15 protein-coding genes are annotated in these 14,703 nt (G+C 33.6%); 11 read left to right on the top strand and 4 right to left on the bottom strand.

All coding sequences use genetic code 11. From position 1 onward, the window contains the following. Positions 1–323: 323 nt before the first annotated feature. The 3 genes from gmk to AAGD44_RS06370 form a co-directional block, all read right to left on the bottom strand. Positions 324–956, bottom strand: a complete 633-nt coding sequence (gmk, locus tag AAGD44_RS06380) for a guanylate kinase (RefSeq protein WP_341763857.1) — start codon at positions 954–956, stop codon at positions 324–326. A gap of 56 nt (positions 957–1,012) precedes the next feature. Further along, positions 1,013–1,171 (bottom strand): hypothetical protein, encoded by a 159-nt coding sequence (locus AAGD44_RS06375; RefSeq protein ID WP_341763856.1) that lies wholly within the window; start codon positions 1,169–1,171, stop codon positions 1,013–1,015. Between the two features lie 229 nt (positions 1,172–1,400). Further along, positions 1,401–2,711 carry a porin gene (locus tag AAGD44_RS06370; RefSeq protein ID WP_341763855.1) on the bottom strand — a complete coding sequence of 437 codons (1,311 nt, stop codon included), beginning with the start codon at positions 2,709–2,711 and terminating at the stop codon, positions 1,401–1,403. A 724-nt stretch (positions 2,712–3,435) separates the two neighbouring features. Here AAGD44_RS06370 and dcd point away from each other — a divergent pair. From dcd to AAGD44_RS06315, 11 genes are all read left to right on the top strand, one after another. Then, positions 3,436–4,002 carry a dCTP deaminase gene (gene dcd / locus AAGD44_RS06365; RefSeq protein ID WP_341763854.1) on the top strand — a complete coding sequence of 189 codons (567 nt, stop codon included), beginning with the start codon at positions 3,436–3,438 and terminating at the stop codon, positions 4,000–4,002. Between the two features lie 233 nt (positions 4,003–4,235). Continuing rightward, on the top strand, positions 4,236–4,382 hold the full coding sequence (locus tag AAGD44_RS06360; RefSeq protein WP_341763853.1) for a palindromic element RPE1 domain-containing protein: 147 nt from the start codon (positions 4,236–4,238) through the stop codon (positions 4,380–4,382). A gap of 216 nt (positions 4,383–4,598) precedes the next feature. Next, positions 4,599–5,051, top strand: a complete 453-nt coding sequence (secB, locus tag AAGD44_RS06355; RefSeq protein WP_341763852.1) for a protein-export chaperone SecB — start codon at positions 4,599–4,601, stop codon at positions 5,049–5,051. 567 nt (positions 5,052–5,618) lie between these two features. After that, complete coding sequence (gene ctrA / locus AAGD44_RS06350; RefSeq protein WP_341763851.1) at positions 5,619–6,365, top strand: response regulator transcription factor CtrA; 747 nt, start codon at positions 5,619–5,621, stop codon at positions 6,363–6,365. Positions 6,366–6,620: 255 nt separating this feature from the next. Beyond that, positions 6,621–7,964: a hypothetical protein gene (locus AAGD44_RS06345; protein ID WP_341763850.1), complete on the top strand. Its 1,344-nt coding sequence runs from the start codon at positions 6,621–6,623 to the stop codon at positions 7,962–7,964. Between the two features lie 663 nt (positions 7,965–8,627). After that, positions 8,628–8,981, top strand: coding sequence for a hypothetical protein (locus tag AAGD44_RS06340; protein ID WP_341763849.1), 354 nt, complete (start codon positions 8,628–8,630; stop codon positions 8,979–8,981). A 192-nt stretch (positions 8,982–9,173) separates the two neighbouring features. After that, entirely contained in the window at positions 9,174–9,851 is a 678-nt protein-coding gene (locus AAGD44_RS06335; RefSeq protein ID WP_341763848.1) for a DUF5394 family protein, read from the top strand. Between the two features lie 79 nt (positions 9,852–9,930). Then, positions 9,931–11,013, top strand: a complete 1,083-nt coding sequence (recF, locus tag AAGD44_RS06330; RefSeq protein ID WP_341763847.1) for a DNA replication/repair protein RecF — start codon at positions 9,931–9,933, stop codon at positions 11,011–11,013. A gap of 14 nt (positions 11,014–11,027) precedes the next feature. Continuing rightward, on the top strand, positions 11,028–12,923 hold the full coding sequence (locus AAGD44_RS06325; RefSeq protein ID WP_341763846.1) for a glycoside hydrolase: 1,896 nt from the start codon (positions 11,028–11,030) through the stop codon (positions 12,921–12,923). A 50-nt stretch (positions 12,924–12,973) separates the two neighbouring features. After that, positions 12,974–13,267 (top strand): hypothetical protein, encoded by a 294-nt coding sequence (locus AAGD44_RS06320; protein ID WP_341763459.1) that lies wholly within the window; start codon positions 12,974–12,976, stop codon positions 13,265–13,267. A gap of 11 nt (positions 13,268–13,278) precedes the next feature. Further along, positions 13,279–14,172: an IS3 family transposase gene (locus tag AAGD44_RS06315; RefSeq protein ID WP_341763476.1), complete on the top strand. Its 894-nt coding sequence runs from the start codon at positions 13,279–13,281 to the stop codon at positions 14,170–14,172. 182 nt (positions 14,173–14,354) lie between these two features. On the opposite strand, the gene AAGD44_RS06310 is transcribed toward AAGD44_RS06315, so the two are convergent. Beyond that, the gene (locus tag AAGD44_RS06310; RefSeq protein WP_341763845.1) at positions 14,355–14,690 is read right to left on the bottom strand and encodes an iron-sulfur cluster assembly accessory protein; all 336 of its coding nucleotides are present in this window, start codon (positions 14,688–14,690) and stop codon (positions 14,355–14,357) included. Between the last annotated feature and the right edge of the window lie 13 nt (positions 14,691–14,703).

Genomic DNA, 14,703 nt, shown 5'->3' with positions numbered 1-14,703 from the left:
AGACCAACCTAATCTAATTGGTAATTTTGTCGTCGAAACTCCTCTCTGTTCCTCACGTACGTCTATGTACGCTGCGGTACTCGACTTCGTTTCTCCTCAAAATTCTTCAATTATCTTTAGGTTATGCAAGAGGTCTAGTGTATACTCGATGCATTTCAAGAATTGGCGTCGTCGTGCCCTAAAGATCGAAGCTGCTCACGTACTTTAGTACGCGCTGCGCTGCTCGACTTTAAGCCTCCTCGCTCTTCTTGAAGTTGATTCTATCGTCTAGCAACTCTTCAGGTGCAAACAGTGTATTAGATAGAAATGTTAACAAAGCCGCGTTAATTAAGAGGTGTTTTTAGGCGGGATAAGAAATGCTCTAGATCAAGCCTTACTCTATTTGTTCGCTGAGCAATAATAATAGAGTGAATTGTTTTTAGTGCTACTTCAAAGTTATCATTGACCACTATGTAATCATAATCTTTTGCATATTCTATTTCTGTAGTAGCTAATTTTAGCCGAGATTCTACTACCTCCCTGCTGTCTTGCCCTCTATCTTGAATTCGTTGTTTGAGGGTGTTAAGATTTGGCGGTAATATAAAGATGGTTACAACATTTTCTAATACTTGCTTGATAGCTACCATACCTTGATAATCTATATCAAATAAAACATCCTTATTTTGTTTCAGAAGTTTTATTATAGGATCCTTGGGGGTACCATAATAATTACCATAGATATGCGCATATTCAAGCAAGGCGTCTTGCCTAATTAATTTATCAAATTCATTAGGGGAGTTGAAATAATAATTAATTCCATCAACTTCATTAGGTCTTGCTTTCCTGGTAGTAGCTGAGATAGATAATGTTAGATTAAAATCAATTTTTAATAAAGCTTTGGCTAAGCTGGATTTGCCAGCAGCTGATGGGAAGGATAAAATAACAGCAAATCCTTTATGCTTAATTGAGGACAGCATCTTTAATAACTCATTGTCTTACTAAAGTTATACTCAACAATAAAAGACTTCCTGCATCAGTTTGATCTAGTTGGTGATTTTGTCGTCAAAACTTGCCTCTGCTCCTCATGTACATTCCCATGCATTGCGATGCTCAGCTTTGTTTTTCCTAAAAATCCCGAGAGTTTTTTCGACTGATGCAGGAAGTCTACTTTATTAAGAAGTAACGTACTCATATACGAATACGTTACTTCCACGTGCTCACCTCTGCTATAGTGAATTGATTTGAATCAGCAACGTTGTTGCTCCTCGCTTACCAATAGTATTAGGCTTCTCTTCTCGCGCCTAGTATCTAATTCAACTAAATTCACTATAAATAAAATCCAGTTCTTGAGATCCAAAGAGTATACTTAAAAGACCCTTAACCAAAATGGTAATTGACAAGCCAAACTAAAATAATATTTATTAAAATTTAAGCTTTGCACCTATTAAAGCGACAGTACCTCTAGTTTTTGTTTTAGGGGCCTCCAGCATGTAAACAGGTTTGCCTTTAGCTTGGAAATAAGATATCTCAGCATAGGGTAGCATACCTGGAGTTACTAAATATTCAGTACCTAAACTGACAGCATCTGTAGTATTTTTATATCTTAGTGATCTAAAATATGAAATACTTGTCTTAATCGGGCCTTGGGTGTAAGCAACTGCCCCATTATAATATTCGGTAGCCCGGCCAACTTTGTGATACGCTGGAGTAGTTAAGCTTTTTCCTAAGCTCCCATATGAAGCTCCGCAAGATAAATTACCATAAGTTAATACCGCACCTATATTGTAAGCTTTTAGGTTTGATAGTTTACGCTCCTCTTGAATATTTTTATCTTTTTCATTATCTAATATTAAAAGTTTTCGTGCGGGTTTAGCAAATTCTCCAGTGACTGCCACTTCCATTGCCACATCATCTAAAAGTTCGTGCTGATACGAAATCCCTGCGGAAACAGCATCTTTAACATTTTGGTTGAGTATTACTACATTGTCATTTGGTAAAATAATAGTTTTGAGACCAGTTTTTGACTTACTATTAAAATTTTTATCGTTAATATCTAAATTTTTTAGCTCCCGATTTCCTCCAGTGTTAGCAGAATCAGGCGTATAAGAAATACCAAATTGAAAACCCTCTATTTTAGGAGTATAATAAGATATTTTTCTTGCCGCTTCTGTTTTACTGGTCATATCGTTAAAACCATTAGAAAATGATTCCATATAAAAACTATCAGAAGTATCAAAATCTGGCTTTAACCCTTGATATAACATATTTGGGCTATCAAGCTGTATATATTTATTCCAACTGGTCCCGGTAGCAGCAATTACTTTATAACCAGTAATACGCATTTTAGCACCAGCGTCATAAGGAGACCCTAATTCTACTTTTCCATAATCTGTTTCTAAGAATAGATGCGATCCGTTAACACTTACAGAAGTTTTGGGCTTAGTTGTAGGAACTAAAACTATCTTGGCACCAGCAACCACATTATTAAGTTCTTGTTTTATAGTGGCAGAAAAAGCAGCTTCGGTAAAAAACGCAATTCTTTTTCTGTTGTCTGTGATATTTTTACCAAGACCTTGTAGTTTATTTTGCTTACTATAGCCAGCTTGAAAGCCATAGAATCCTTCTAATTTTATTTCAGTATCGGTTGCTGCATCCGTAGGAAAACTGCAGTTAGCGGCAATAACAGTACTGCTAAGACAGGTCATGCCTAAGAACATTAGTAATTTTTTCATTATATACCTAAAATATTTATATGATTTAATATATACTCACTCCCTCTTTCAAGAATTGTATTTTATTGGAGCCTACATGTGCTCCCATACTAGAAATACATATGCAGCAATAAAATTATAACTCTTGCAGTACGAGTTAGTATATCTCTCCTAGTACTCCTGAATATTTTTCAAAAAGCTACTTAGGATTGAATTTATAACTATCGTGCATCATATCATTAAACTAAATTTAATATAGCTAAAATTGTTAAATAACATTTTATTTTTGCGGTATTTTTATCTGTAGTGTTAAAATTATCACTTGATAAATATAATTTCTGCCTAAATATAGCCGCAAATTATACATTTAGTTGTTAATTAAGTAGTATCAAAAATATTATAATTAGGGTTAAAAACCGAATGGTTTGTTTAACTTTAATTTTCAAAGCTTCGCACTTACTGGTAATACAAACTTTAGATTAGCCATTTAAATTAACGTTAAATTAACGTTAAAAAATTATCAGCTCATATTATAATTTTAGAGACTTAGATAATTTAAGGTTCTTAACCTTGCTTTACCCTGCCTATTGCTAGAGAAAGAATTAAGAGTGACGAAGTACGGATGATGAACAAACATATAGGGCAAGATTATTAATTAAGATTAATAAAAAATTTTATTACTTTTATTTTTTAATTATATCATTTATATTCTGAAGTTATTTAATGAAATTAAATATGAATTACTATGGCAATTATGTCGGACAAGTGGATTAAGAGAATGAGCTTAGAGCATAATATGATCGCCCCTTTTTCTGAAGCACAGGTTAAGATAAATGGGGTAAATAGAATTATTTCTTACGGGCTATCTTCTTATGGATATGATGCCAGGGTTTCAACGCAGTTTAAGATATTTACTAATATTAATTCTACTATTGTGGATCCTAAAAATTTTGATAAGCATAGCCTCGTAGATAAAGAAGTCGATGTGTGCATTATCCCCCCAAATAGCTTTGCTTTAGCAAGAACCGTAGAATATTTTATTATACCTAGAGATGTATTAGTAGTATGTGTAGGGAAATCCACTTATGCTAGGTGTGGGATCATAGTGAATGTAACACCTTTAGAACCAGAATGGGAAGGACATGTGACATTGGAATTTTCCAATACTACCCCTTTACCCGCAAAAATTTATGCTAACGAAGGTGCGTGTCAATTTTTGTTCTTTCAAGGAGATCAAATTTGTAATATATCATATGCTGACCGGCAAGGGAAGTATATGCGGCAACAGGAGATTACTTTGCCAATAACTTAAATAATTTCAATTAACGATTGTGAAATGATTAGTAATTTGTTATAACTGGAAAATTAAGCGATATACTCCCTGATTTTCCTTGATATTTTAAAAGAACGACCCTTTAAAATTAAAAAATATAATGATTACTTATACGCTTTATAGGAAATTCATTTTAATTGAAAATTAAGTTTAAGAGCAAGGAAACGATATATAAATATTAGTTTTACTTACTCGCTGATAAAATAGACCTCTTGCATAACCTAAAGATAATTGAAGAATTTTTAGGAGAAACGAAGTCGAGTACCGCAGCGTACATAGACGTACGTGAGGAACAGAGAGGAGTTTCGACGACAAAATTACCAATTAGATTAGGTTATGCAAGAGGTCTAATGAAGTAATAATGGAATAAGATAAAAGAATATAAGAACTTGGAGAGAAGATAGTTATCAGTAATGAGGGACAAGCAATTAAATAAGCTAAAACCTTATGCTATTAAGCTTCACTGCGGTTGTGCTATTAGCTAATATATGCTTCTTTGCTATAACTTTATCCATTAGTCAGCAGCTTGCAAGCTGGTGTTAAATAATTTGTAAATATAAGGAACACTTAAAATTATGACAGAACATAAGCACCAAGAAATGCCCCATATTTCTATAAATGCTCAATATATAAAAGATCTTTCTTTTGAAAATCCGAACGCTCCAGGCTCTTTAGGAGCTTTAGATCGTAACCCACAAATTGACTTATTTTTGGACCTTAATATTGTTAGTTTACCGGAAGAGAACTTTTATGAGGTAGAATTAAGTATAGAAGCTAAAGCTAGGAATGAAAACCATAAGCTATTTATAGTTGAGTTAAAATATGCTGGGATTTTTAATTTAATTAATATTCCTACAGAACAGCATAAAATGGTATTGGCGATTCATTGTCCGGCAATGATTTTTCCGTTTGCAAGAAAAATTATTTCTGATGTAACCCAAGATGGGGGCTTTCAGCCGTTAATGATTGACCCAATTGATTTTGGGACATTATATAATAAAAAATTGCAAGAAGAAGAGGGAAATTAATGACTATTAAATTGTCTTAATTTAGGCACTTCAGCAGCACTAACTAGGTTCTGCAAACATTTCTATAGAATGAATAGATTTATAGGCATTTTCTCTTGCAAAACCGCAGCGTACGTGAGCACGTGAGTTCACGATAAAATAAAAAAACAATTCTGAAAGGATGAATAGTTATATACTAACTGCTAAGAAATTATGTATTAGGACTGCAGAACATCTTTAACCTGATATTGCCCTAAGTGAGCGAAAAACCTTGTTGCGCACTGGGTGTCAGCTTAATAAAATGTCTTAATTTTAGTTCTGTTTATTTAAAATAAAACTGGTTTTTAAAAATATTAAGAATGAGTTATTGGTAAAAATCCTATTAATTTTTGCTAAAAAATAACTCAACCTAATAATTAAATTAAAATAGTGATAAGAAATTAGATCATATAAATTGACTATGGTAGATAATATTTTTATTATTGATAGGATGACGTTGTTAACTTATAGTTTATAAATGCTCAGTGATAACGAAAAAGTATCGCTGATAAAAATAAAAAAACAAATTGTATAAAGGAGAAGAGAATAATGAGAGTACTTCTGATAGAAGATGATAGTGAAGTAGCGAGTTCTATTGAACTAACGTTAGCTTCAGAAGGAATTATTTGTGAAGTAGTAGAATTTGGGGCAGAGGGTATAGAGATAGGTAAAATCTATAACTATGATTTAATTATCTTAGACCTTATGTTACCAGATATAGATGGGCTTGAGGTGTTACTCAGATTACGCTCTGCTAAAGTCAAAACTCCAATATTAATTTTATCGGGTCTTACTACAGTGGATCAAAAAATAAAAGGTCTTACCAGTGGAGCAGATGATTATTTAACTAAACCATTTAACCGTGCTGAACTAGTTGCGCGTATTCATGCTATTAGCCGTCGTTCCAAAGGTCATTCTGAATCAGTTATTAAGTTTGATAAAGTCACGATGCACCTTGATACTAGGACGGTAGAAGTTTCAGGCACAAAAGTGCATTTGACCAATAAAGAATATGCGATTCTAGAATTATTAGTCATGCGTAGAGGAACAGTCTTAAGTAAAGAAATGTTTTTAAATCATCTGTATAGTAGTATTGAGGAGCCAGAGATTAAAATTATAGATGTCTTTATATGTAAATTACGTAAAAAATTAGCTGATGCTGCTGGAGGAACCAACTATATTGATACAGTGTGGGGACGAGGGTATATACTAAAAGAGTATAATAAAGAAGACTTAACCCAGCCTTCTGACAATCCAGGAGATACATCTACAGATTCAGAGTTTGAAGAAAAATAATAGAGTCCTTTCTCAGCGTGCATCAGCAGAGAATTTGAAAGAGATAGGCTGCGCAAATGAGTATACTGCTCGTACTTCAAGAATTGTTTTTTATTTTAAATGGCGAGCGCGCGCAGCATACATGCCAGTACGTGAGCACGTGATTCCATGATAAAATAAAAAACAATTTTTGAAAGACGAGTAGTATACATACTAAGGCAGCTGAATTGGCTGCCCCACTGATTGTTGAACATTAATATCTATTATTAAAATAAAATGTCCAAAAAAGATAACTTTGCGAAAATTCTATCGGGAGTATTTTTGGGTGTAGTAATTACACTGTTATATAATTACTACACTCCTAGTGTAGTGTTATTGCATGCTAGGAATAACCAAGAATTCGCCTTTAATTTAATTAAATCTCTGCTCCGCTATAACCAAACATTAAATGATGCAATTGCGGTCGAGGCGACCAAAAGTGCTACTCAATTTGGTAAGGAATTTTATAATAATATCACTCCAGAAGGCAGGCGTTCAATCATCGCCCACCCCTATGATAAACAAGGTAGTGGAGCCTTAATGATAGTAACTTATACAGATTCTGTAACGGGCGAACACAAATTGATGCTGATGGAGAAGCTAAAAGTTAGAAATAGCATAGCAGAAGGACTTGTAGGACAATATGATCAAATTGGGGGATATACTCATGGGGCGGGGGTAGAGGGAACAAAAATGATCACCTTATCTTTTGCTGAAGCAGAGGTAAGAGATAAAGCTGAAGATGATAATACCACTAAAGGGGTAGAAATACGTCTATCAGATAACTTAACGGTTCAAAATACCGCCCCACATATTACTAAACAATATTTAGAAGAAATAAATAAAGGAATTACCCTATATTATGAAAAGGCGGTCAGAGAAAACCCTTATATCACCAATCTCAACCCCGATGATATAAAAAATTATCTTAACTCCCAAAAGATTAAATATAATAGAGATTATAATGTAATTGATACGGTAATACGTGAATTTAAAGAAGAAACTGGTTATAACGGTATTGTTACTCCTGACATGATTATAGAAATATATAACGCAGATAATTATGGGATTGATAACGTAACAAATCTACATACTAAAGTTTCGTATTATCTAATTGATTTAGGCAAATTGGCTAAATCGCCAATTATCTATGAACCCTCCTTCAAGTCTGAGCGAGCAATGAATTCTTTCCAACCTAATGCTACGGAGACAGGGTGTCTTACGTGGGTCAGTATAAGTGATTTAGAAATAGTAGACTCGTTAGTGTGGTTTGGGAATAAATCCTTAAGAGGTACTAGAAGTATACCTTTATTGAATAATGCTATTAGAATCTTACGAGATAATGAATTAAAAAGTGAGAGTCAGGGAATAATTACCTCACAAGAGCACCTTATAGCTCTTGCACAACACTTTCAGCTTCAGGCAAATTTAGACAAATTATCTGGAGAATTGGGAAAAATACCTGAACAAAACCACCAAAGAAATAAGTGTATAGCCCAATGCCTAAGACACAGCTCAAATATTAGCTCAGGAAGCTTGATAGATGCCCTTAATCGCTGCTCGAAGAATACGGGAAGTTAGGCATTGCCGTCCTTTGAGAAAAAGTCATCACCCCAATTCTTGAAGTTCCCGAGTATACTACACTACTAGGTTCTGTGAAGGAAATTTTTATAGAAGTGATTTATAGAGTATTGTAATCGAAAAATAGTGGGAATTTTGTTGAAATAGTGTACATATTTCAAAAAGTTTCGGCTATTTTGCAGATAAAATACGCATAAATCAAGCTATAAAAATTTCCTGCACAAAGCTTCAATAAGCTAATAATAACTTTATTGCTAATTCCACAGAATTCACTATACAATAGACTGCTTCCGAAACTCACATCGCGTAGGAAATTTGAAGGAGATAGGCGTGCCAAACTGCAGCGTATACTGCTCGTACTTCAAGAATTGGATTTTATTTTAAATGGCGAGCGCGCGCAGCGTACATGCCAGTACGTGAGCACATGAGCCCATGATAAAATAAAAAAATAATTTTTGAAAGACGAGTAGTATACTTAAATAGACCTCTTGCATCACCTAAAGATAATTGAAGAATTTTTAGGAGAAACGAAGTCGAGTACCGCAGCGTACATAGACGTACGTGAGGAATAGAGAGGAGTTTCGACGACAAAATTACCAATTAGATTAGGTTATGCAAGAGGTCTATTGTAAAACAGGAAATAGGATAAAAGGAAATTAATATATGATACCTAGGCAGATAGTATTAACTGGTAAAGTTTATATTAAATATATTACTGAAATAATTAATCCAAAGATAGGCGATATTAAGCTGTTATTAAATGATGATGCTATTAGTGTCACTAAAGGAGATTATGATAACTTAAAGGTTAGTGGCTATATTAAAGCTAAGGTTTTTGACGGGCTTATATGGCAAAATATTAATATCAGCGATTTATGTTTAAATAAAGAATATAAATTTACTAAAAGACAAAAAGCCCTAGATTCTGCTATTTTATGCAAAAATTTACTGGAAAATCAAAGAGGTATTATTTTATATAAGACCTATCGGGGACATTTTTCTTGCCAAGAAAGATAATTTGTCAGATTTTTGTTTCTTATTCTTAATTTATTTTATAAGATTCATAATAAGACCTGTAAGAACTTCAATATATTGTGCGTAAATGAAGAGGTGTTAGACGCAGGTCAACTTGAAGAAGAGTGAGCACCTGGCAAAGTCGAGCAGCACCGCGGCTTTATAGGTTAATCATTAGTAAAGGGGGCTTAATAAATGGAAACAGAGGATAAGAAACCCAAAAGTTTACAAGAATTAACTGAGAAAATTAAAGAAGCATTAATGGGAGCTACTTATGGGGGGGAGCTTGAGTCTATAAAGGCGGTGGAAATTTTTAATGCATTAAATAACGATGATTCTTTTACTCAAGAAATAGAGCAAATTTTGGCTTGCCTTAGTGAGCAAACCTTAGATCTCACTAAACTGCAAGCCCTGGTTATCCTAATAATAAAGAAATATTTAGGAAAATTTAATATAAAAAAACTTAAGGAATTAGACCCTAAAGCCGATGAAAAACTGATTGCCAATAATATAGCAGAAGTCAGCCGCTATCTAATTTTTCAACGCTCCCTATTAATCCAGGAGGCTACTCGCGGGCTGTTAAAACCTAAAGATAATTTATATGTTATAAATGATAAAATTCTAAAAGATACAAAACGTATAATAAAAAATTTTGCTGTGTATCAAATATACAAATTTATGAACCCTAAAAGGATTGCCGGGGAAACAAAAAAGGAAAATTTTGCTTATAATTTCATAAAAGGTGGACTTGACTATGCTAAAAAATATGAGGGGGGATCTAAAAGCGATCTCAAGAAATACCCTATAAAATTTATTAAACAACTAGAAAAGGCGCATCAGAATTTTAAAGGAGGGGGCAGAACTATTGGATAAATTTTTTATAAGCTTCTTGCCTAAAACTGTTGTTGTAAAAGTTGGTATAATGAGTTGTTCACTGAAATAAGTTTTAGGAATGTATAATATTTATCTAAATAAATTAAAATTATTAAATTATCGCAATTTCCAGCATTTTGAGATCAATGTTGATAATAATTCTGTTATTTTAATAGGAGAAAACGGTAGCGGCAAAACAAATATCCTAGAATCCATATCATTATTTTTCCCTGGTAAAGGATTACGGTCAGCAAAATTAGAAAATATATGCAAGCAGCTAGCAGATCACTGTGAAGTTTATACCTTATTCCAAAGTAAGCTAGGCCCTGCAGAAATTATAACCAATTTTAAGCGGGAAGCGAGTAGAAGAGTGGTGGAATTTAATGGAAGTAAAATACCAAACAATGAGCTAAGTAAATTTACTTCCATGGTCTGGCTTACTCCGCAAATGGATGGTATATTTGCTGCTAGCACTAGTGATAGAAGAAAATTTTTTGATAGGATAGTATATAATTTTATTCCAGCTCATGCTAAAGCGGTGTCTAAGTATGAATATTACATGACCATGCGTAGTCAAGCCTTAACGCAAGAGCAAATAGATGACAACTGGCTTAGTGTCATTGAAGGTAAAATGGCAGAATTATCTGTAGAAATTACCATTAACCGGTTAAAAATTTTACAAGATATACAAAAAACTATTGACGATTTGGATAATAATTTTCCTAAAGCTACTTTATCACTTAATGGAATTATTGAAGAAAAGATTTTAAATAATAATAAGATAGAGCTGGATTATATCAAGCAGAATTTCCTAGTATTACGTAACCGTGATAAAATCTCTAACCGTACAAATTTTGGAGTACATAAGAGTGATTTTCTGGTCAGTCATAGAGAAAAAAATACCTTAGCAAAATTTTGTTCCACTGGTGAACAGAAAGCAATGTTAGTTGCCTTAATATTAGCTCAGGTTAATTATTGTCTTAAGGCAAATAGGGCTATGCCGATTTTGCTACTAGATGAGATTTTTGTTCATCTCGACGAAGCAAGAAGAGGGTATTTAATTGAGCTTTTCTTAGAATTAAAATTACAATTATGGGTTACCGCTACTGACCTAAATGGAATAGAAGCTTTAGCCAAAAAAACAGAATTAATAAAATTATAGGATCAAAGAGCTAAGTGGTTATAGAAAAACATTGCACTATATTAAAAAAGCCGCAAGAATTAGGTTGTGTAAACATATTAAAATTCCCCATGTTCATAGTAAATACATGTTCTATAGCAAATAGATTAGGAGTGATCCTCTTAATAATTTTTTCTTATAGTACTGCTTCATCCTTTTCTTGTGGAAGCATTGATAAAAAAGTTTCATTTGCAACGGAACAGTGGCATGGCGAAGTTACTCCCTCTACTCTATTAGTCAAAGCTAGTAAAATTATGGAGAAAAATATGATAGTGCTAGCTGATACTCCTATGCACTTAGGCTCCGTTACTGAATTAATATGCGATAAAAGCAATGCAAGTTGGTATTATCCTGAATATGGTATTAAAATTAAATTATCTCTACAAGAAGAGAGGTTAGTTTTTCACATAGAAAGTAATAAAGAACAAGAGTTAATATTTCCCAGAAGCGGCAATACCCTCGAAAGCCAAGCAATTATTTATCCAAGTAGTGAAGGATTATTTATTCCCCAGCACGACAAATTCTGGCAAAAGCAGCTGCTCAATACTCAACTACAGGTTAATGAAAGCCTAACAATGCCTTTTTGGGGAATATATCATGATGCAGGCTCAACAGTATATATACTGCATGATGATTTAGATAGTGAATTATCTTTTAAATTATCTTTAGATCAAAAAATATATGTACAGCTAGCGCATAAATTTTATAAAACAGATAATATTAATATTCCTGAATTTAAATTGAGTATCGCTATAGGTGAGAAATCTCCTATAGCGCCAGCGTTAGAATACAAAAAATATTTGTTATCAAAAGGGAAACTAGAGACCCTGCAAGAAAAAGCTATAGCTAATAAAAATATAGAGAAATTATATGGGGCTTTGCATATTTACCTTTGGGGCACTGGTAGAACTCAGGAAGCTATAGATAAGCTATACGACCTTGGACTACACAATTTATGGTTAGGCTATGATCAAGACGAACGTATAGGCGGCAACTTAGTAACAAAAGAATTGATACAAAAAGCTACCTCCTTGGGGTATTTGATAGGCCCCTATGATTCTTTTCATACTATGGAAAATCCTAAGAATGCTAGATCTATTAATAGCATATTTCCGGGGCATTATCCTCAGTCTTGTATAATAAATAAAGATGGTAAAGTAAATGTTGGTTTTGGCGGGGTTGGTTGCCATCTTGGCTCAGCAGCGTTAGCAGCAGAACATCCTAAGAATAAAACGATATATAAAAGAATAGATAGTTTTGCCAACACTGGTATTAATTCATATTTTCTTGATTGCGATGCTACTGGAGAATTATTTAATGATTATTCTCCCCTGCACCCAATGACTCAGAGTCAGGATCGTATAAACCGAATTGAAAGAATGAATTATATCTCTTTAAGTAAAAAATTGGTTCTTGGCTCCGAGACGGCTGCATGGTGGGCAGTGCCATACATAGCTTTTGCTCATGGCAACCTTTCTGTACATAACTCTATTCATTGGAGTTTTTCTAAAAAGCATGATCAATATGGTAAATACTGGCCCCCTGCTAGACCAGAAATTTTTTTTAAGCCAGTAGAAGCCCCTATCGATTATATTAAAGCCAGATATGAACCCAAATACCGCGTACCGTTATTTCAAGCGGTCTTTCACCAATCTATTATTACCACCGATAGATGGGAGATTTCTCATATGAAACTCGCTAATATAGTACAAAATAGAGAATTACTAGAACTATTATATGGGGTCCCCTCTATTTGGTCTCTAGATTTATTAGATATAAATAAGTATAGGGAAAAGCTAAAGAAATTATACCAATTTTTTGCGCCTATTCACAAAGTAATTGTAAGCGAAGAACTCAAAGAACGTAATGCGCCCCGAAAACTAGAGCAGTGATAGAGAGACTATTTTATGTTAAAATAAATATAAAATAGGAGCAGTCGAAAATGAGTAAGCCAAAAAGTTACAGTAAAGAATTTAAGTTTAAAGTATCGCTAGAGATGATCCGAGGAGATTTGAGTATTGCTGAAATAATCTCAAAATATCAAGTTCCAAGGTCGGTAATGACAAGGTGGAAGAAACAATTTTTGGAAAATGGTGCTGATATTTTTAAGTTTAGCTATGAAAACGGTAATTCCTCTAGTTCTACAAGCGAAATAGAGAAACTGCATGCAACTATTGGCAAATTGAAGGTAGAAAACGATTTTTTGCAGCTCGTATCTGCCAAGTTGAAACTATAAAGAGGAAAGTGATGGTAGATAAGGATTATAAAGATTTAAGTGTTCGTCGGCAAAGTCAGCTATTGAATCTGAACCGCTCCAGCCTATATTACAAGGATTCGGAGAAGGATCAAGATAATTATTTAAGTAATAGAATAGTTGAGATCTATAGTAATTATCCGATATATGGTTACCGGCGAATAACGGCGATACTTAGGAGAGAAGTGGTAATTGTTAACAGCAAAAAAGTCAGGAGGTTGATGAAACTAATGAATTTGCAAGCAATTTACCCTTCGATTAATACAAGTAAAAGAAACCTAAAAGAAGCTATTTATCCATATTTGCTATCAGGGTTAGAGGTTATAAAGCCAAATCAGGTATGGCAGGTGGATATCACTTATTTAAGGGTACAAAGTGGTTTTATGTATTTGGTTGCATTAATCGATGTTTATACTAGATTAGTAGTAGGATATCGTTTATCAAATAGTTTAAATACAGAGAGCTGTTTGCTAGCGTTAGAAGATGCTATAGCTAAATATGGGAAGCCGTCGATAATTAATAGTGATCAAGGTAGCCAGTTTACCAGCGAGGATTGGATTAATGAATTGAGGAGATGCGTCATAAGCATCAGCATGACGGGCAAAGGCAGGTGTAACGATAATGCCCATATTGAGCGTTTATGGCGATCGTTTAAGTATGAGGGGTCGTATTTATACCGGTGTACTTCAGTTTTAGAGTTGAAAAATAATATCCCGAAATGGTTGAATTGGTATAACAATCAAAGGCCCCATCAGGCTTTGGAGTACAAAACGCCGTTTGAGATATATAGTGGATTTATGGATAAGTCTTGCGACTTACCCACAATTCCACTATTACCACAACAGCTACAAAATTATAAAAATAATATTTTTGTAGATAGTTTATGAAAATAATAGTCTCTCTATTTAAAGCTTTTTTGGTCTAAACATAGGGGCGCAGTTCAGAGTGGCCTGCTGCAGCAGGCTAAAGTAGCAGAAATTTTATTAGGCTTTGAAAATCATTTTGCTTCTTTTAAATTACTAATAATAATGGAGTTTGGAAGAAGTAAGGCTATTGAGAAATTAAAATCTTAAGCACTAAAAGATTTGCCACAACCACAACTACCTTTTTCATTCGGATTAGTAAAAGCAAAACCTGTCTTAAATTTATCTTCTACATAATCCATTATACTTCCTATAAGATACATTAAGGCTTTTGAGTCAATTAGTATCTTAACATTGTTTACTTCCACTACTTCATCAAATTTATTTTTCTCATCAGCATATTCTATGTAATATACTATACCGGAGCAGCCACCAGATTTTACTCCGACTCGAATGCCAAAAGCCGGCTTATTACGTTTAGCTAATAATAATTTAACTTGCTCTATCGCTCTATCAGTCAATATTAAAATATTCTTATGCATAACTGTTACTGGC

The sequence above is a fragment of the Candidatus Tisiphia endosymbiont of Beris chalybata genome, from assembly GCF_964026555.1.
In the GTDB taxonomy this organism is placed as follows: Bacteria; Pseudomonadota; Alphaproteobacteria; order Rickettsiales; family Rickettsiaceae; genus Tisiphia.
Note: the sequence above shows the minus strand (reverse complement) of the source record. Positions and strands in the feature narration are given on the sequence as shown.